The organism is Glaciecola siphonariae (assembly GCF_042652645.1).
In the GTDB taxonomy this organism is placed as follows: Bacteria; Pseudomonadota; Gammaproteobacteria; order Enterobacterales; family Alteromonadaceae; genus Glaciecola; species Glaciecola siphonariae.
Genome location: NZ_JBHSGU010000002.1, coordinates 1409379 through 1428944 on the forward strand (window position 1 = coordinate 1409379; position 19566 = coordinate 1428944).

Below are 19566 nucleotides of genomic sequence, written 5' to 3' on the forward strand. Positions count from 1 at the left end.
GTTAGGCCTCATCCGCATTGATAAGCACAAGTACCGCTTTGGCTGCCTGTTCATCTGCATTTTGCTGCAAGCTTTTGTGCTGCTCGCGATAGGCATGCATTAGTAAGTCTTGGTCTCGTTCTAGCTGCTCAAGCAAATGATGACATAGATTTTCAGGGTTAACCTGCTCTTGCAAAAGCTCAGGGACTAAGGCCTGCTCTGCCAAAATATTCGGCAGCGCAAAATAATCGGGTTTGTACAAACGCTGCATGATGATATAGGTCAAGGCCGACATGCGATAGGCAACCACCATAGGGCGCTTGCAAAGCATTGCCTCAAGTGATGCGGTTCCGGAGGTTAACAGTACCGCGTCAGCGGCAATCATCAAAGTGCGCGCGGGCTCGCTCGACAGCAAAATTTTCACCGCTGGTTTTAACTCATCGAGCAAGGCTTCAATTTGCTGTAAGCGCGCCTGATTTGCCGCTGGTATTACTACGTGCAAACCGTCTACATGCTGCTTATATAAGTCAGCTGTCTGTAAAAACACCGGCAACATGGATGCAATTTCTTTCGCTCTCGACCCCGGTAAAATAGCCAATACGTGAGCGTCTGTGGATATACTCAGGTTAGCGCGAGCAGACTCGCGGTCAACCTTTAAAGGGATACTATCGGCCAGTGTATGACCTACATATTGATAAGGAACACTGTATTTATCATAAATGGGCTGTTCGAAAGGAAAGATGCCCAACACCAAATTAGTGGCTGCGGCAATCTTGTGAATTCGGCCCTCGCGCCATGCCCATACCGTAGGACTCACGTAATGCACTGTTTTGATGCCGCGTGCTTTTAGCTTTTTAGCCACAGGCAGATTAAAATCGGGCGCATCCACGCCAATAAATACATCAGGCGGATTATCTGTAAAGTAGTCAATCACCATTTTGCGAATACGCAGAAGCCTTGGCAAATGCTTAACTACCTCAAGCAAACCCATCACCGAAAGCTCGTTTATATCTACTAGGGAATCAATGCCCTGCTCAATCAGGTGCTGTCCGCCTATGCCGACAATTTCACAGTTAGGATGAAGTGACTTTAAAGACTTAATTAAACCTGCACCGAGAACATCACCAGAGGCCTCTCCAGCGACAATACCTATTCTTAAAGGCCTAATGTCAGCCATTTTTATTGCGCCTTGTACAGTGTTATCGCGCGATGCCGCGAGTCGCCTTTTCTAAGAACTCTTGCAACACCTCAAGTTCTTTTGCGTCTTGCGCCATAGAGTTAATCTGCGCTAGTGCTTCATCGAAGCTATTGCCATTGCGATATAAAACTTTATATGCACGTTTGACCTTAGTAATTGCTTCTGCACTGAACCCGCGTCGTTTTAAACCTTCTGAATTAATACCTTGAGGGATGTGCTTGATGCCGCTGAACATAACGTAGGGCGGGAGGTCTTTTAACAGGATTGCGCCACCGCCCGTAAAAGCGTGTGAGCCAATATGACAGAATTGATGCACGGCCGTCATGCCGCCTAAAATAACAAAATCGCCAATATGAACATGCCCTGCGATAGTTGCATTATTAGCAAAAATGTTATCGTCACCAATCATACAGTCGTGCGCTATATGAGTATTTACCATCAGCAAGTTACGGCTTCCGATGCGCGTTAGCGACAGGTCTTGCGTGGTACCGCGATGCACAGTACACGACTCACGAAACACATTATTGTCGCCAATTTCTAAATACGTTTTTTCTTGGGCATATTTTTTATCTTGGCAATCTTCACCAATGGAGCAAAATTGAAAAAACACGTTATTTTTACCAATCTTGCTGTGACCTTTTATCACCACATGGCTTTTTAAAACGCATCCATCACCAAGCTCAACATTATCGCCTACAAAACAAAATGGGCCTATCTCTACATTTTTACCAATAACGGCATTTTCAGAAATTACTGACGACGGATGAATCATATTATACGTCTCTCATAGCGCACATAAATTCAGCAACGCATACTTCTTTTGCGTCTACCTTGGCAACACCATGAAATTTCCATATCCCTCTACGCTCTTTTAGCAGTTTAATTTCCATATCGAGCCGGTCACCGGGCACAACAGGATGCTTGAACCGTGCTTTGTCGATACCTGCATATAGATACAATTGGTCATTACTTCCCATTGTTTTGAACCCTAACACGCCAGCAGCCTGCGCCATCGACTCAAGAATCAAAACGCCAGGAAAAATAGGACGGTGCGGAAAATGCCCCGTAAAGCATGGTTCGTTTATGCTAATGTTTTTATACGCTAGGATGGACTCACCAAGGGTATAGTCAGTCACGCGGTCAAGGAGCAAAAAAGGGTATCGATGCGGGAGCAGCGACATGATTTCGTTTATTTCAATGGTATTGAGCGAATTTGCCAAGCCAGTCTCCTAAATAATATGGCTGAATGTCCTTTTTGGACAAGGTCGCGCTATAAGATACGGTGTCGAGGGGGAAAAAGAAATCAGACCAACAAGTGTTGGCCTGATTTAGTAGATATTGTCTTAGTTAGCTTTGCTAACTTGAGAAAGTACTTTTTGCGAAATATCATATTCGTCTTTAGCAAATGGAACTGAATTTGCGTTTAACACCATGTCGTAACCTTCAGCTGCCGCAATGCCGTCAATAGCTTGCTTGATCAAGCCTAAGAGCTTGTTACGCTCTTCTGCGGTGCGAGCCTGCATGTTTTGCTGTAGAGGCTGACCTTTTTGCTGCATTTGCTGGCCGAGTGTTGCGATTTGCTGCTGCAGTTCGGTTTTTTGCGCTTCACTCATGGTTGCTGCTTCACGCTGTAATTTTTCGACTAAAAAATTACCTTCTTCGCGCATAGCAGTCACTTCTTGGATTTGCTCTTGAAATTCAGCATTTATTTTTTGCTCGATAACGGCAACCTGCGGTAAAGACTGCAAAACAAGCTGTACATCAATTACGCCCACTTTTTGTGCCGCACTTGCGACAGTAGAAACTAAAGACATTCCTAAAATGGCTGCAATTGACAGCGCTTTATTAAAACTTTTCAATGTAAACTCCTTGCGTTTATCATACTTACTACATGTAAATTTTGCTGCGCGGATTATACCCTGTCTAGAAGGTTGATCCAATGTTGAAAGTGAAGAATCTTGCATCGTCACCTTCTCTTTCTTTAAGGGCTCTAGAAAAACTAAATACCATGGGGCCCATTGGCGATATCCACTGTACCGATAGGCCTGCTGAGCTTCGGTATAGTTTCCAATCGCTATAGTCTTGCAAGCCATCGCTACCCTGCTGAACATTTAGATTCTCGTAAGTTTCAAAGTCAAATTCGGTATCCCAAACGTTTCCTACATCAAAGAATATGCTTGTTCTAACCGAGTTATCAAAATCTGCTTCCAAAAACGGAGTGGGAACAATGAGCTCAAGACCACCGAGTGCCATTGCGTTACCGCCTAAACTGCGCTGCGACAAAGCAATGGTATCTTGACTAGGGTCACGCAATATTGGCACACCAGTGGGCGACGTTGTCAGCACACTAGAGAAGCGCACTAAACCTCTTGGACCCACAGTGTTGTTTTCAAAACCGCGTAAGGTGTCTGCACCGCCCGCAGTAAAGTTTTCAGTAAACGGTAAGATTTGCTCAACGCCATCGGTGTCGCCATAACCATTTCCGTAACCAAAACGCAATCGAGCTAACACTGACCAACGTTGATTTCGGGTAAGTGGGAAATACCACTTTCCATCTCCCACTAATTTAAAGTAGTTAACGTCTGAATTTGGTGTTGTCACACTAAAGGACGCGCGCTGCGAAGACCCCGCTGTTGGAAACAAACCTCGGTTAAGGGTGTTTCGGCTCCAAGTAACTGAGGCTAAGAAACTATCATAATCGATGGGTGCATCAGGGTCTGTCTGGTCGGCAAACTGGTCATAAAAACGACGCGTCTGCACGTAGTTGGTATTATCATCGCTCAGCTCAACACTAGAATATGTGAGGCCAAAGCTTATTCGGTTGACTTCGTTTATCGGATAGCCAACGTTCGCGCCAACCGACCAACGCTTGCTGTTGTATTGAATAACGCCGAAATCACCGCCGTCAAACTCACTGTAAGCAACACTGCCACCTAAGCTAATGCCGTCGATAGTGAAGAAGGGGTCTAGGTAAGTAATTTGCGCTTGCTTTTGATACGACACCGTCGATATGTTTAAGCCCACGCGCTTACCGGTTCCCAAGAAATTGTCTTGCTGAATGCCCGCTTGCAAACTTAATTTAGTTGCATCACCGTAACCAATACCGGCATTAAATGAGCCTGAGGCTTGCTCTTTGACCGTAAAATCAACGTCTACTTTGTCGTCTACACCGGGCACTCGAACGGTCTCATATTCCACTTCTTCCATGTAGGTTAAGCGTGAGAGCTGAGCCTTTGAGCTATCTAACAAAGGTTCAGATAGCCAAGTTCCTTCCATTTGGTTGACGTTTTGTCTAAGGACAGCGTCGGAGGTAACGGTATTACCAGCAAAATTAACGCGGCGAACGTAAATACGCTTACCAGGGTCAACAGACAGCGTTAATTTAACGGTCTTATCATCTTCGTTAATTTCAGGAATGGTCGTTACGGTAGGATAGGCGTATCCAAATCGCCCAAGGTATTTGGAAATGAAGTCTTCGGTATATGTAATCTCAGCTTGATTGTATAACTCTCCAGACTCGAGCGGTATAACTTGCGCTAAAAAGTTCTCAAAGCCGAGTAAATCACCCACCAACTCCACTTCAGATATATTGTACTGCTCACCTTCACTCACGTTCATGGTGACATATATGCCGTCTTTTTCAGGCGTCATGGCCACTTGCGTTGAATCTATAGAAAACTGCAAGTACCCTCGGTCTTTGTAGTAGCTGGTAATAGTTTCCATATCGCCAGACAGCGTTTGCTGTTGATAGCGCGTCTCAGAAAGAAAATCCCACCAAGGTGCGTCAAACTGCAGCTCCATTTGCTTGTAGAGCTCGTCATCTTCAAAGATTTCGTTGCCAACGATATTAATTTGCTGGATTTTGGCGGCATCGCCCTCTTCAAAAAGTAATTTGAGGTCAACCCGGTTGCGTGGAAGCGGCGTGACTATAGCACTGACGTCAGCATTGTACTTACCAATAGAATAGAAAAAGTCTTTAAGGCCATTTTCAATAGAGGTGATAACGGTTCGGTCGAGAGGCTCGCCAATTCGAATATTTGAGTTTTCTAGGCTTTCTTGCAGCTGCTCGTCTTTTATATCGTCGTTGCCCTCAAACACAATATTGCTGATCGTGGGCCGCTCTGCTACCTCTACAACAAGGATGTTGCCATCGCGATAAATTTCGACTTTTTCAAAATGCGTAGACGAGTATAAAGACCGAATAAGTTGCGTAATGCGAAAGCGATTCATGGCGTCGCCTCGCTGCACTGGCAAATAGGTTAAAGCTGCGCCTAAGGCAACTCTTTGCAAACCTTCTACACGAATATCTTCGACCACAAAATCATAGGCAGTTTGTGCAAATGACGATGAAGAAAATGCCAAAATGGCTGCTAAAACGAGTTTATTACACTTCATTAACTATCTAAATTCCAAGAAACAGTTGCCAGACATTATTATGATTATGTATTACGTAAGACATCATTGACGATGGCGGTTGCCATCACGGCAAATAGTATCATGCCGCCAATTTTGAATCCTACCTCCTGGACGGCCTCTGACACAGGCTTTCCAGTAATCCATTCGATGGTAAAATATAACAGATGCCCGCCATCTAAAATGGGTAACGGCAAAAGATTAATAATACCAAGATTTACGCTAATAAGCGCCAAAAAACTTAAAAATGCGACAATTCCTATACTCGCACTTATTCCTGCCCCCTGAGCGATAGAAATTGGCCCGCTCAAATTCTTTACTGAAACGTCTCCGGTTAATAGCTTGCCCAACATTTCAAGGGTAACGCCCATCAAACGCCACGTTTGCTGAGTACCGTCCGCAATAGCCCCAAAAAACCCTAGTTGTGTATGCTGAATATACTCTTCGGGCCACGGTTCTTGAAACGGCACAACCCCTAAATAACCTTGCTCAGGGGCACCTGGCTTTTGCCCAAACTGCACAATAAGCGATATACTTTGTTCGTCTCTCAGTATTTCTAATGTGGCCGATTGATTAGGGCGTTTTTCAATAAATGCGACTATTTGGCTCCAGTTTTCCATGGAGGTTCCATCTATTTTTTCAATCTTGTCATTTTTGAGCAGGCCACCGCGCTGAGCTGGCGAGCCCTCTTCAACAAAGCCAAGGCTTGTTGTTAATGCTGGTCTGTATGGCTGAAACCCAAGCGCTGTAAACAAATCGCTCTCATCTGGGTCTATTTTCCAGCCATCAATAGGCAGGCTAATTGTTTGGGTAACACCTCTGCTTTGTTTCACCTCAAGAGGAATTGATTGCTCACCACTGAAGGTGGATAGTTCTATGGTGACGTCGCGCCAATCATTGGTTTTATGCCGGCCTACCGCAATGATCTCATCCCCTACACTTAAGCCTGAGCGAGCCGCGTAAGACTCCTCGGCAATAGCCCCCACAATGGGCTTTGCACTTTGCTGGCCAATCATCCCGATGGCTGCAAGGGCAAAAATCGCAAAGATAAAATTAACAATCGGCCCTGCGGCAACAATCGCAAAACGCTGCCACACCGGCTGGAAATTAAACGCCACCGCCTTTTGCTCTTCCGTAATATCATCTACCCTGCCATCGAGCATGCGAACGTAGCCGCCAAGGGGGATCATGGCAATCACAAACTCCATACCACTTGAGGTCACCTTGCGGTAAATAGGCTTGCCAAACCCTATCGAAAATTTCAGTATTTTTACTTTGCATAGTTTGGCAACGTAATAATGTCCCCATTCATGCACCGCAACCAAAATACCCAGAGCAATAACAAAAAATAAGATGTTGCGGGCAATGTCCATCATTTTTCTCGCCCCTGATGCATCGATGCGCAAACTGACTGAGCAAGGTGCCTGCATGCTTTGTCGTGTGCGATAATTTCATCGATGGTTTTTAATGTAGGCGTATGCATATTTTCAACTACCTGCAGGTTAACTTTATAAATATCGGTAAAACGAATGTGCTCGTTTAAAAAAGCTTCCACCGCGATTTCATTCGCGGCATTAAGCGCAGTGGTGGCCGCCTGACCTAGACGACTTGCTCTCATCGCCAAAAATAAATTTGGAAAACGCGCCTTTTCAGGTGACTCAAATGAAAAACTCGCCTGCTCAAAAAAGTTCAAATCGCTCACACCTGACTCAATGCGCTCTGGAAACGCAAGTGCATGAGCAATTGGCGTGCGCATATCTGGATTACCCATTTGCGCAAGTACCGACCCATCTTTGTATTGCACCATCGAATGGATAGTGCTTTGAGGATGGATCACGACTTTGATGTTGTCTTCATCTACCCCAAAAAGCCATTTTGCTTCAATAAACTCGAGGCCTTTATTCATCATTGACGCCGAGTCTACTGAAATTTTACGTCCCATATCCCAGTTCGGGTGGGCGCATGCTTGCTCGGGTGTCACATCGTCAAGCTCAGCGGGCATCAATTCACGAAAAGGCCCGCCAGAAGCAGTCAATAACAAATGTGAAATTCCGCTGCTATTCGGTTTGGCATATTCGTAATCATGAGGTAGACATTGAAAAATAGCATTATGTTCACTGTCGATTGGAATTAATGTCGCGCCATGTTTGTTAACCGCATCAATAAATAGCTCACCGCACATAACAAGCGACTCTTTATTCGCCAGTAACACTTTTTTTCCGGCCTTTACCGCAGCCAGCGTAGGAAGTAGTCCCGCCGCGCCGACAATAGCCGACATAACGGCATCTACCTGCTCAGCAGATGCAATCTCGCAAAGGGCGCGCTCGCCAAATAAAATGGTCGCGTCACAATCGCTATTTATCATTGTTGACAAACGCTGTGCGTCTTCTTGGGTGTTAACCACAACGTATTCTGGCAAATACTGATTAGCAATATCAGCAAGTTTATCTAACTGTGAATATCCAGACACTGCGTAAAGGTGAAAACGCTGTGGATGCAAGCGCATGACCTCAAGCGTGCTTAGGCCAATAGAGCCGGTAGCGCCTAAAATTGTGATATTTTGCATGGCCTTAGCGGATTGTTGTGATTCGGTCATAGTTAGGCCTTTGTCGCATGCACAATGCAACAAGTAAAAAAGAAGATTGGGTGCAACATCTTAGTTAACATTGGCGGCTAGTTTACGCCATCCAAAGCATGTAGCAGAACGCAAATATTGGAAAGGCCGCAGTTAAACTGTCAATTCGGTCCATTACGCCGCCGTGCCCTGGGAGCAGCTTACCGCTATCTTTAATACCTGCACAGCGTTTTACCATTGATTCGTTTAAATCGCCCAATGCAGATACGGCTACTGTGATCATGCCAATTGCTACATGAATACCTATGCGCGAGGCGTCGAATTGATAGTGCATTGCAGCAAAAGCGATGATAGCAAAGGACGCCGCAATACCACCAACTAAACCTTCAATTGACTTGCCGGGGGACACATTGGGCCGAAGTTTGTGCTTACCAAACTTTACCCCCACAAAAAAGGCGCCAATATCTGCCGCCCATACAATACCCAGTACGTAGAACAAAAGTGATGCGCCATAGTTCGGATCTACTTCGTACAGGCTCGTACGCAAACTTACTACAGCAACCCATGTAGGAATGAGCGTTAAAACACCAAAGGTTGCGCGTATCGCAATCGAGTCCTTCCAAAAATCACTATATTTTGGATAGGCCACAATCATCAGCAGCGATGCGCTCCACCATAATGCAGCAAGCCATAAACAAAAAGCGAATAACCAATGCAATTCTCCCTGCTGCCATATCTGCTCTGCATCAACAGTAAGAATCAAAATTGTGCACAGGAGCGCGATGAACAAGGTGAACCAGCCTTTGAATATGCGCGCAGTGATACCCGACATATTTGCCCACTCATAGGCCCCTAAACAAATCACGCCAGCGACCGCGATTTTAAAACCCTCTATGGGCAAAAACAAAATGGCCGCCAGAGCCGCGGGCGCCAAAATAATCGCCGTGAGAATACGCTGTTTTAACATGCTTTAGGCTCGATATCTTGAGTCATAATTTGTTCTCCAGTCAGACCAAATCGACGCTGACGCTGGGCAAAATCCTCTACCGCCTGTGCAAACATGTCTTCGTTAAAATCGGGCCAAAGTGTCTCGGTAAAATAAAATTCAGCGTAAGCACACTGCCACAATAAAAAATTGCTGACTCTATGGTCGCCACCCGTGCGAATAAGCAAATCTAGTTCGGGTAGTCCGTATGTGCTAATTTGTTGACCAAAGCTTGTCTCATCAACATCATCTATATTGAGCTCGCCTTTGTTGGCTAAAGTCATAAGGCGTTTAGTAGCATTAATAATATCCCATCTACCGCCATAATTTGCCGCGACATTAAGCGTCAACGCACTGTTTGAGGCAGTTAGGGCTTCAGCATCAGCAATCTTTTTCTGCAGTTTGCTGTCAAATCCGCTGATGTCACCGATGATCTTTAGTCTGATATCGTTTTTATTGAGTTTTTTAACTTCGCTTTTTAAGACAAGGCTGAAAAGCTCCATCAAAACACTCACTTCTTCTGCAGGCCTCTTCCAATTTTCACTTGAAAATGCAAAGAGCGTAAGTGACTCGATACCTGTTTCACGAGCATACCTGACTGCTGAGCGAACCGCATCGACTCCGGCCTTATGTCCAAAGGTTCTGCGCTTATTGCGCTGCTGCGCCCAGCGTCCATTGCCATCCATAATGATGGCAACATGGCGAGGTATTTTTAACAAAGCAGATGGTTTGCTAGTGTCACAGGGTTTGCTGTCAAACAAATCAAACTTCCATCAATTCTTTTTCTTTGTCTGCTAGCATACCGTCAATAATTTTTATAAATTCATTGGTGGTTGACTGAATGTTTTCTTCGCCCGCACGAGACTCATCTTCGCTGATTTCTTTCTCTTTAAGCAGTTCTTTAATATCGCTGTTGGCATCACGACGAATATTGCGTACGGCTACTCGGCCTTGCTCAGCTTCATTTCGTACAACTTTAATTAGGTCTTTGCGTCTCTCTTCGGTCAGCGCTGGCATCGGAATGCGCATCGTAGTGCCTGCACTCATCGGATTTAACCCCAAATCCGACTGCATGATGGCCTTCTCAACCGCCTGCATAGCGCTTTTATCAAATACCGAAACTGCAAGCGTGCGGCTATCTTCAGCAACAACGTTTGCAACTTGTTTAAGCGGTGTATCGGCGCCGTAGTAAGGCACCATAATGCTGTCGAGTAAACTAGGGTGGGCTCGGCCTGTACGAATTTTACTAAGTTGACCTTTGAGGGCAACAATACTTTTTTCCATACGCTCACGCGCGTCTAATTCAATTTCATCAATCATAAAGGTCTCTTATTCTTCTATTTTTTCAGGATGACAGATTAACGTCCCTTCGCTGTCGCCTAACACCACTGATTTTAAACAACCGGGGGTATTCATATTAAATATACGAATAGGCATATTGTGGTCTCTAGCCAAAGTAAAGGCTGATAAATCCATCACTTTGAGTTCTTTTTCAAGGACTTCTTGATAACTAATTTTACTTAGTAAAACGGCATCTGGGTTTTTCACTGGGTCGGCACTAAATACGCCGTCGACTTTAGTTGCTTTGAATACAGCATCGGCTTCAATTTCTATACCGCGTAAGCACGCAGCGGAATCTGTGGTAAAAAACGGGTTGCCGGTTCCCGCAGCAAAAATCACCACTTTGCCTGATTTTAGCAAGCTAATGGCGTCGGTCCAATTATAGGAATCACACACGCCATTGAGAGGAATTGCCGACATCAAGCGGGCATTAACATAAGCGCGGTGCAGAGCATCTCGCATGGCCAGGCCGTTCATAACCGTCGCTAGCATGCCCATGTGGTCGCCTACCACTCGGTTCATGCCTGCTTTTGCAAGGCCTTCACCTCTAAATAAGTTACCACCACCAATAACCAAACCAACTTCAACACCTAGTTCCACAATCTCTTTGATTTCCTGCGCCATGCGGTCTAGCACTTTTGCATCAATACCAAAATTCTCATCGCCCATTAGGGCTTCACCAGATAATTTAAGTAAAATTCTACGATATGCAGGTTTCGGTGAAATACTCATGCTTGGCAATATCCTCTATGCTCTATGTATCTGCGGTGTTTGTCGACGCGCTCTTTGTGTTGTTTGTAGTTACAAACTCTGAGTTTGTATTATCCTTCAAATCGCCCATAAAAAAGCACCCCGTTTGAGGTGCTTTATAGTGTATAGGAACATCGCGATTTGCAAAAGCGACTTGCTAAATTATTTCTTAGCAGCAGCCATTTGTGCAGCAACTTCTGCTGCAAAATCTTCGCTCTTCTTCTCAATACCTTCGCCTACTTCAAAACGCACGAAGTTAACAACGTCGGCGCCCTTGCTCTTAAGCAAATCTGCAACGCTCATGCTTGGGTCTTTTACGAAAGGCTGACCGGTAAGGCTGATTTCACCGGTGAATTTTTTCATGCGGCCTACAACCATTTTCTCTGCGATTTCGGCAGGCTTACCTGACTGCATTGCAATGTCAATTTGGATTGCTTTTTCTTTCTCAACTACTTCAGCAGGAACGTCAGTAGGTTTTACGAACTGTGGGCTACATGCAGCAACGTGCATAGCAATATCTTTTGCTAGGTCTTCGTCGCCACCTTGTAAGATAGCGATAACACCGATACGACCGCCGTGAACGTATGCACCGAGGTTATCACCTTCAACGGTAATTACGCGGCGAGGCGAAATGTTTTCACCAATTTTGGCCACAAGCGCATCACGAATAGTTTCGATAGTTGCGCCTTCAAACTCAGCTGCGTTTACCGCTTCAATGTCGTTTAAGCCATTGTTAGCCGCTACGCTCAATACTTTTTGACCGAAGGCCAAGAAACCGTCGTCACGTGCAACAAAATCTGTTTCACAGTTAAGCTCAAGCATGGTTGCTTTTTTGCCTTCTACCTGCGTTAAAATAACGCCTTCAGCGGCAATACGGCCCGCTTTTTTAGCTGCTTTCGCTTGGCCTGATTTACGCATGTTCTCAATTGCTAGTTCGATATCACCGTCAGTTTCAACAAGTGCTTTTTTACAATCTAACATGCCGGCGCCTGTGCGCTCGCGCAATTCTTTTACCAGTGCTGCAGTCACTGCCATTGTTCTTTCCTCAAATTTCAATTCATAAAAAGGAGACGATGCGTCTCCTTATAAAGTCTTGCAGGCGTAAGCTTACTCGCCTTCAACCACAAATTCGTCAGACGCAGCAGCGGCTGCATCACCATCACGACCACGGATAACTGCATTAGCAGCAGCGTCAGTGTAAAGCTGGATAGCACGAATAGCGTCGTCGTTTCCAGGGATGATGTAATCAACACCGTCTGGGTTAGAGTTGGTATCAACAACTGAAACAACTGGAATACCAAGGTTACGCGCTTCTGTAATTGCGATGTGCTCATGATCAGCGTCGATTACGAATAAAACGTCAGGCAAGCCGCCCATGTCTTTAATTCCGCCTAAGCTGCTTTCAAGCTTAGTCATTTCGCGCTGAAGCAATAACACTTCTTTTTTAGTTAATTTGTCGAAAGTGCCGTCTGCGCTTTGTGACTCAAGCTCTTTTAAGCGATTGATTGACTGACGAACTGTTTTCCAGTTAGTCAACATACCGCCTAACCAGCGCTTGTTCACATAGTATTGACCACACTTTTGTGCTGATTCTTTGATTGCTTCGCCTGCTGCACGCTTGGTGCCAACAAACAGTACTTTACCTTTACGGTTTGACACGCTGGTCAAAAAAGATAATGCATCGTTGAAAAGAGGAACGGTTTTTTCTAAATTGATGATGTGGACTTTGTTACGAGCGCCAAAAATGAACTGAGCCATTTTAGGGTTCCAATAACGAGTTTGGTGTCCGAAATGCACGCCCGCTTGGAGCATGTCACGCATTGATACGTTTGCCATGTTAAATAATCCTATTGTAGGGGTTAGGCCTCCACATATCCCTTCTCTCGATCCGAAAAGCAAGCATATGGCGGATACTCTATCGGCAAAGGCTAATCAAATACAAAAGGCGCTGGAGCTATCCATGCCCGGTCAACATTGGTATCCATGCCAATGATGCTTTTATATTTGATTAGCCTCTACAGAAGCGAATCTGCCGTCACTCACCATTCGAACACCCCGAAATCAGTGTCGATATGTGTGTGTAATATGGTCATTATGACCTTCGAATTTCCCGAATTAATACCCAGCGTTTTCAATAAAATTTGACCGAAAAATACTGACTATCAAAATTCAGGCGCGCTTTATATCATTTAGGACTCAGTAAGGCAAGATAAAACCGAAAAAGCCGGCTAGTTTGATTGCGCTCTGCCGGCTTATGATCTTGCTGGGACTCTCTTGATGGAACTCGGCCTGAGGTTTAGGCCTAAGTTAGAATAAAAATAAATAAAACCAGGGAACGCCAAAACTTATTGCGAAGCCGGAGGTAAATATAAGTCGACTCTATTAGCAAACGGCTTGGGGATCTCAACAAGAGGCTCGGGGCGAGGCATCTGACCAGCCCATTGCCAATATTCTGCCCGCAACTCATTGGCTATTTCAGGATAGCTGTTAATCAAGTTAACCGCTTCCGGGTCGGCTTGAGTCATGTCAAACAAATACTCGCGTGCAATACCCGCCTGCATGTACTTCCAGTTTCCTTTGCGCACAGCTCTTTGAAAGTAGAAGCGCCAAAACAGTGGGCGCTCTTCAAATGCGCTAGCATCGCCGTTAAACAATGGCATCAAATCTATGCCGTCTAGCTCACTTAAATCCCCACCCACGGTTTCGTTCATGGCTGTGTAAGCCGCATCCAAGGCAGATACTGGCGTGTCAATTTCCAAGCCGCCAGCGATTCGTTTCGGCCAATGCATGATAAAAGGAACTCGCAAAGCCCCCTCAGTTAACATGCCTTTTTCGCCGGTGAACGGGTCATTTCGTGAGCCGTTCCATGCTTCTCCTCGTCGCTTAATTGGCGCGTCAGTCATGTCGTCACCTAATGGTGCTCCATTGTCACTCAAAAAGACGATAATTGTATTATCCAAGATATTATAATTATCTAATTTTTCGACTAAATTGCCCACGCCATCGTCTATCGCCGACATCATCGCCAGCGCGTAGCGTCGTCGGGTTGGCATGTCTTCTGGAAAACGGTCTAAATATTTTTGCGTCGCTTCAAGGGGAACATGAGGTGCGTAGGGTGACAAGTATAAAAAGAAGGGTTTGCGCCAGTATTTATCAACAAAAGAAAGTGACAACTCATTCACTAAATCTACTCGAAAGGTATTGTTAACGTGAGTTTCAACTTCAACTCTTTGTGCCCTGTCGGTCATGTTGCGCAAATACACGCCAGAGTAGCCGGCAAACATTTCATCAAAACCGCGTCTATGCGGAAAATAGTCTAAACGCTCTTCCAAGGGCACATTTTGCGCTCTAAACGGCACCATATCCGGATAATTTTCACGCCCCCACTCCTGCGATGTATTCATTATTTCAAGATGCCACTTGCCTAGCATACCTGTCGCATAATCGGCGTCTTGGAAGCGATTGGCCAAGGTGCTTACCTCAAGGCTCATCGGTATATGCTGATTTTCATCCATTTTAAAGCGCTGCTGATATATGCCCGTTAGCATAGCTGCTCGCGACGGCGAGCACTGCGGTGCGGTAATGTAACCATTGGTAAACCTAACGCCATTTGCAGCTAGAGCATCTATGTTTGGCGTATACACATCGTCTAGAGCATCTTGAACACTTAAGTCAGCGTATCCTTGGTCATCGGTAAAGATGAACACCACATTTGGCGGTACGTCATCTGAAACCAATTTTGGCAGAGTTTTAGGTAGCGTAATTGTTTTTATTTGAAAGAGTGTTCTACGATCATCACCAAGCGCAGCTTTGGCCGCTATCTGCAAAGCTTGCCCGCCGTAAGCACTAATTAATTCTTCCGGAATTTTTGTACGAAAACGATGCTTACCAGCGTCGCTTTTACAATTGTTGAGCACGGCGTCTTCGGCAATGACGCCAGTTTTCGCGTCATCAATCAGCACAATGCGCTCGCCGCTCTGCGAAGTGGTTGATATTTCAATAGAAATAGGAAGGTCTACACCCGTTTGGCAGGCCCAACCCATAGCAAAATAAGCGCCATTTGCTTGCTTGATGCCGTCAAAAAAACCGGTTACTTTTGTCGCAGGATGCTCTGGTAAACGCGCCTGCATTAAAGTGGCGGTTGATGAGCTTTCACTTCCCTGAGCTTCAAGGTAAAGGTTCATACCTGAATATTCAAACACCACAGACTGAGCAATGTAGAAAGCAAAGCGATGATCGCCCTGAGTCTTGCAACGTCTATCAACTGCAGCCTCTGAACCTGCGTTTGCAAGGCGACTTTCTATTAAGGACGCGCTGCTGCGTGTTGCGCCTGCATATAGGTTCACAACGATAGATTCCTCTACCCCCAACTCACATGCCCAGCCTGCGACTGATAGATTGCTAATACCGCCTTTTAAGCCTTGTGAATGACCAATCACTGGCGCAGCAAAGGCAAAGGGCGAAATAACAATTAATAAGGCGATTACACCCATTTTTTTGAATAGGCCGCTGGTAAACAAAGAGGACGCACGTAGAGTAGAGTTTAAAAAATTCATCAAAGCTGCTTCATTACAAATGGAATATCACATACTGGCAAGGCAAATGAATGACTGTGCAACTGTCGCCGCATCATCGCAGCGTTTTTGCACATAAAATCGATTCAGTCGCGAATTGGCTAAAGGCATGATCTAAATTAAAAGTGTTTAAAGATTACACTGTCGCTCAAGCCGAGTAAAGAGTACGAAAAAACGCCTAATATTCACTGGTTATATACCTAGTGAATCAGTAATATTGAAATTCAGTTGTTATGATATACTTGCACAACAAAAAAATAGCACGCCAAATGGGGAACAGCGTTGAGTATTACCATTAAAACCGCAGACGAAATTGAAAAAATGCGCGTCGCTGGCAAGCTTGCCTCAGACGTGCTAGTCATGATTGGTGAGCATGTAAAAAAGGGTGTCACCACAGAAGAGCTCAATCAGCTTTGTCACAACTACATTGTTGATGTACAAGATGCCATTCCTGCTCCCTTAAATTATGGTCATCCACCTTTCCCAAAATCAATCTGCACCTCAGTCAATCACGTTATTTGTCACGGCATTCCTGCCGACAAGAAGTTAAAAGACGGTGATATTGTCAATATCGATGTAACCGTAATAAAAGATGGCTATCACGGCGATACGTCAAAGATGTTCGTGGTGGGTAAACCTAGCATTCTCGCTGAACGCCTCATACGCGTTACCCAAGAATGTTTATATAAAGGTATAGAAATGGTTAGACCCGGTATGCGCTTAGGTGACATAGGGCATGCCATACAAACACACGCTGAAAATCATCATTATTCGATTGTTCGAGAATATTGCGGTCACGGCATTGGCGCGGTGTTTCATGAAGACCCACAAGTGGTTCATTATGGACGCCCCAACACGGGCGAAGAACTTAAAGCAGGCATGTGTTTTACCATTGAGCCGATGGTCAATGCCGGCAAGCGGTATTCAAAAATACTGCCGGATAACTGGACGGTCGTTACTAAAGATAGAAGTCTTAGCGCCCAGTGGGAACATACCTTATTGGTGACTGAAACTGGCGTAGAGGTTCTTACGCTTCGAGACGAAGAAAGCCTTCCTCGGATTATCAACCATAGCTAAATTAGGCCTCCTTCCCAACGCGTTAAAGGATTAGATAACGTCAATGACTATGAATAGTTTAATTAGCCAAGTGAACAGCATCGAAGCGATTAGCGATGTTGCTGCTTTCAAGGAATGTGTGGCGCAAAGCTATCAGTGGCTTGACAGCAATTTTAACAATGTTCACGTAGATGAATTGGTTGTAGCGCGCTCGCATTTTACCGACGCTCTGCTGTGTCACGCATGGCAGCTACTCGGCTTACACCAGCAAAAACATTTAACACTGTGCGCTGTGGGCGGTTATGGACGCGGCCAACTGCAGCCGTATTCCGACATCGACTTGCTCATTCTGAGTAAATCGAGTTTGGCAAAACGGGTTCAAGATAGCTTAAGTCAGTTTATTACCTTTTTGTGGGACATTAAGTTAGAAATTGGGCAGTCGGTTCGCACCATCAAAGAAACCGTAGTGCAAGCTAAAGACGACGTTACCATTGCTACTAATTTAGTCGAAGCAAGACGCCTATGCGGATGCGAGGCTACTTTTGCTGCTTTAATGGACAAAATAAACACGCAAAAGTTATGGTCGAGTAAAGCGTTTTTCTTGGCAAAGCTTGACGAGCAGAGTAAGCGCCACCGAAAATTTAACGGCACATCGTATAATCTCGAACCAAACGTCAAAGAAAACCCCGGATGCTTAAGAGACATTCAAAACGTAGGATGGGTGGCTAAAAAGCATTTTTGTGAATACGACGGCATGACGCTTATTGGCCACGGTTATTTTACCGAACTTGAGCACGCTGAACTGATCGAATGTCGGTCTAACCTCTGGCAAATTCGGTTTGCCCTTCATTTAATTGCCGGGCGAAGTGAAAATAGACTGCTGTTTGATTATCAGCCCGATGTAGCCGAGCGTCTCGGCTTTGGTGAAGGTAAGGCCGGCGTTGAAAAGATGATGAAGCACATGTTTCGAATTGTGCGCCGAGTGTCTGAGCTTAACAGCATGCTTTTACAGCGCTTTCATCAAGACATTCTGGGCATCAGCAATACAAAAGCCACCGTTCTTGACGATGACTTTTACGTTAAAGATGGTTTGATAGGCCCTCGCCACGACAACTGTTTTCAAACACCGCAGGCCATCCTCGATTTTTTATTCGTGATTAAAGCAAACCCTACAATTAGTGGTTTGGATGCCGACTGCATTCGTCAGTTACGTAACGCCAGACGTGCGTTTCAGACCAGCTACTATTGCACCATACCTGAGTGCAGAACAAAGTTTGTGGAATTGGTGAGCGACCCCAGCTTTTTTGATTTGGGCTGGGACATTATGTATCAAACCGGTATCTTACAGTCGTATTTACCTGAATGGGACAAAATTGTTGGCATGATGCAGTTTGACCTGTTTCATGCCTACACGGTAGATGAACATACCCACCGTTTGGTTAAGCATGTTAGACGCTATTACACAGAGGGTGCCGAATTTCCGAGGTGTTCACGCATTGTCAAAAATTTAGACGAACACCGCGTGCTGTTTATTGCCGCAATCTTTCACGACATCGCAAAAGGCCGAAATGGCGACCACTCTAAGTTAGGCGCCAAGGATGTGCTCGATTTTTGCCAGTCTCACGGCATTCCAGATAAACAGGCAAGCATTATTGCATGGCTAGTAGAGCAGCACTTGCTGATGTCGGTTGTTGCCCAGCGAAGAGATATTTATGACCCTGAGGTTATCAAAGAATTTGCTACTGAGGTAAAATCGCATACCCACCTAGATTTACTGTATGCCTTAACCCTTGCCGACATTCGCGCAACAAACGATAACCTTTGGAACGACTGGAAAGCCTCTTTACTCCGAGAGCTTTATTTGCTTACCCAGCAAGCGCTTGATAACGGCCTTGAATGTCAGCGCACATTTCAAGAGAGAGTAGATGAACATAAAGAGTCAGCCTTGCAGCGCTTAAGCGGCAAAGGCATAGACGCAAATAACGGATTTTGGGCGCAAATGCGCAGCGATTATTTTGCACGCTTTAAACCTAAACAAATCGCTTGGCACACCGAAACAATTTTGTCTGGCGACAAACTAAGCTCAGATAAGATTTTGGTTGCTGCCAGCAATCAAACAACAAAAGCCGGAACAGAGCTTTTGATTTATTGTCATGACCGCCCTGCACTTTTTGCACAAATCGCGTCTGTGCTTGATAGTCGTAATTGTTCTATCCACGATGCGCAAATCGTTGTCACCGACGATGGCTATGTATTCGATAGCATGATTGTACTTGACCAAAATTCTGACCGCATTGAGTCGGATAACCGCGTGCAAAACCTTGCACAAGCGGTGCATCAGCAGCTTATGAAACCTGGTCGCTCCCACAAGAATCAACGGCGCATGTCAAGGCAAATGAAGCACCTTGATGTGCCCACAAAAGTGCGTTTTTATTCAAGCCAAGTGGATGCGACTTTAATTGAGCTTGAGGCACTCGATGCACCTGGACTGCTCGCGCGCATTGGACATTTGTTTGTGGATTTAAACATCACACTGAAAATGGCGAAGATCGCAACGATTGGTGAGCGCGCAGAAGACGTGTTCATTGTATGCAATGACCAAGGCAAAGCATTAACACAAGCACAACAAGTACTCCTTAAAAAACAAATCATAATGAAACTCGATCAACCGGAAGTGAATACTGCACTATGACTC

The 19566-nt window shown here is 45.2% G+C and carries 16 protein-coding genes; 2 read left to right on the forward strand and 14 right to left on the reverse strand.

Annotation, left to right across the window (positions count from 1 at the left end; all coding sequences use genetic code 11):
• Window position 1 precedes the first annotated feature (1 nt).
• From lpxB to ACFO4O_RS07680, 14 genes are all read right to left on the reverse strand, one after another.
• The gene (gene lpxB, locus ACFO4O_RS07615) at window positions 2-1156 is read right to left on the reverse strand and encodes a lipid-A-disaccharide synthase (RefSeq protein WP_382407073.1); all 1155 of its coding nucleotides are present in this window, start codon (window positions 1154-1156) and stop codon (window positions 2-4) included.
• 22 nt (window positions 1157-1178) lie between these two features.
• Window positions 1179-1949, reverse strand: coding sequence for an acyl-ACP--UDP-N-acetylglucosamine O-acyltransferase (gene lpxA, locus ACFO4O_RS07620; protein WP_382407075.1), 771 nt, complete (start codon window positions 1947-1949; stop codon window positions 1179-1181).
• Window position 1950: 1 nt separating this feature from the next.
• Window positions 1951-2397 (reverse strand): 3-hydroxyacyl-ACP dehydratase FabZ, encoded by a 447-nt coding sequence (gene fabZ / locus ACFO4O_RS07625; RefSeq protein ID WP_382407077.1) that lies wholly within the window; start codon window positions 2395-2397, stop codon window positions 1951-1953.
• A 123-nt stretch (window positions 2398-2520) separates the two neighbouring features.
• The gene (locus tag ACFO4O_RS07630; RefSeq protein ID WP_382407079.1) at window positions 2521-3036 is read right to left on the reverse strand and encodes an OmpH/Skp family outer membrane protein; all 516 of its coding nucleotides are present in this window, start codon (window positions 3034-3036) and stop codon (window positions 2521-2523) included.
• Window positions 3037-3100: 64 nt separating this feature from the next.
• Window positions 3101-5572 carry an outer membrane protein assembly factor BamA gene (gene bamA, locus ACFO4O_RS07635; RefSeq protein ID WP_382407081.1) on the reverse strand — a complete coding sequence of 824 codons (2472 nt, stop codon included), beginning with the start codon at window positions 5570-5572 and terminating at the stop codon, window positions 3101-3103.
• 44 nt (window positions 5573-5616) lie between these two features.
• Window positions 5617-6966 (reverse strand): RIP metalloprotease RseP, encoded by a 1350-nt coding sequence (gene rseP, locus ACFO4O_RS07640; RefSeq protein ID WP_382408269.1) that lies wholly within the window; start codon window positions 6964-6966, stop codon window positions 5617-5619.
• Complete coding sequence (gene ispC, locus ACFO4O_RS07645; RefSeq protein WP_382408271.1) at window positions 6963-8156, reverse strand: 1-deoxy-D-xylulose-5-phosphate reductoisomerase; 1194 nt, start codon at window positions 8154-8156, stop codon at window positions 6963-6965. Before ispC ends, rseP begins: the two co-directional genes overlap by 4 nt.
• A 112-nt stretch (window positions 8157-8268) precedes the next feature.
• The gene (locus ACFO4O_RS07650) at window positions 8269-9132 is read right to left on the reverse strand and encodes a phosphatidate cytidylyltransferase (protein WP_382407083.1); all 864 of its coding nucleotides are present in this window, start codon (window positions 9130-9132) and stop codon (window positions 8269-8271) included.
• Window positions 9126-9836, reverse strand: coding sequence for a polyprenyl diphosphate synthase (gene uppS / locus ACFO4O_RS07655; protein WP_382408273.1), 711 nt, complete (start codon window positions 9834-9836; stop codon window positions 9126-9128). The genes ACFO4O_RS07650 and uppS overlap by 7 nt, the downstream gene beginning before the upstream one ends.
• A 76-nt stretch (window positions 9837-9912) precedes the next feature.
• The gene (frr, locus tag ACFO4O_RS07660; protein WP_382407085.1) at window positions 9913-10470 is read right to left on the reverse strand and encodes a ribosome recycling factor; all 558 of its coding nucleotides are present in this window, start codon (window positions 10468-10470) and stop codon (window positions 9913-9915) included.
• 9 nt (window positions 10471-10479) lie between these two features.
• The gene (pyrH, locus tag ACFO4O_RS07665) at window positions 10480-11223 is read right to left on the reverse strand and encodes a UMP kinase (RefSeq protein WP_382407087.1); all 744 of its coding nucleotides are present in this window, start codon (window positions 11221-11223) and stop codon (window positions 10480-10482) included.
• Window positions 11224-11403: 180 nt separating this feature from the next.
• Entirely contained in the window at window positions 11404-12276 is an 873-nt protein-coding gene (tsf, locus tag ACFO4O_RS07670; RefSeq protein ID WP_382407089.1) for a translation elongation factor Ts, read from the reverse strand.
• Between the two features lie 72 nt (window positions 12277-12348).
• The gene (gene rpsB / locus ACFO4O_RS07675; protein WP_382407091.1) at window positions 12349-13077 is read right to left on the reverse strand and encodes a 30S ribosomal protein S2; all 729 of its coding nucleotides are present in this window, start codon (window positions 13075-13077) and stop codon (window positions 12349-12351) included.
• Window positions 13078-13586: 509 nt separating this feature from the next.
• Window positions 13587-15797, reverse strand: coding sequence for a sulfatase family protein (locus ACFO4O_RS07680; RefSeq protein ID WP_382407093.1), 2211 nt, complete (start codon window positions 15795-15797; stop codon window positions 13587-13589).
• 300 nt (window positions 15798-16097) lie between these two features.
• Between ACFO4O_RS07680 and map the strand changes: the two genes are divergently transcribed.
• Window positions 16098-16892, forward strand: a complete 795-nt coding sequence (gene map / locus ACFO4O_RS07685; RefSeq protein WP_382407095.1) for a type I methionyl aminopeptidase — start codon at window positions 16098-16100, stop codon at window positions 16890-16892.
• A gap of 43 nt (window positions 16893-16935) precedes the next feature.
• The gene (gene glnD, locus ACFO4O_RS07690) at window positions 16936-19563 is read left to right on the forward strand and encodes a [protein-PII] uridylyltransferase (protein WP_382407097.1); all 2628 of its coding nucleotides are present in this window, start codon (window positions 16936-16938) and stop codon (window positions 19561-19563) included.
• The last annotated feature ends 3 nt before the right edge of the window (window positions 19564-19566 follow it).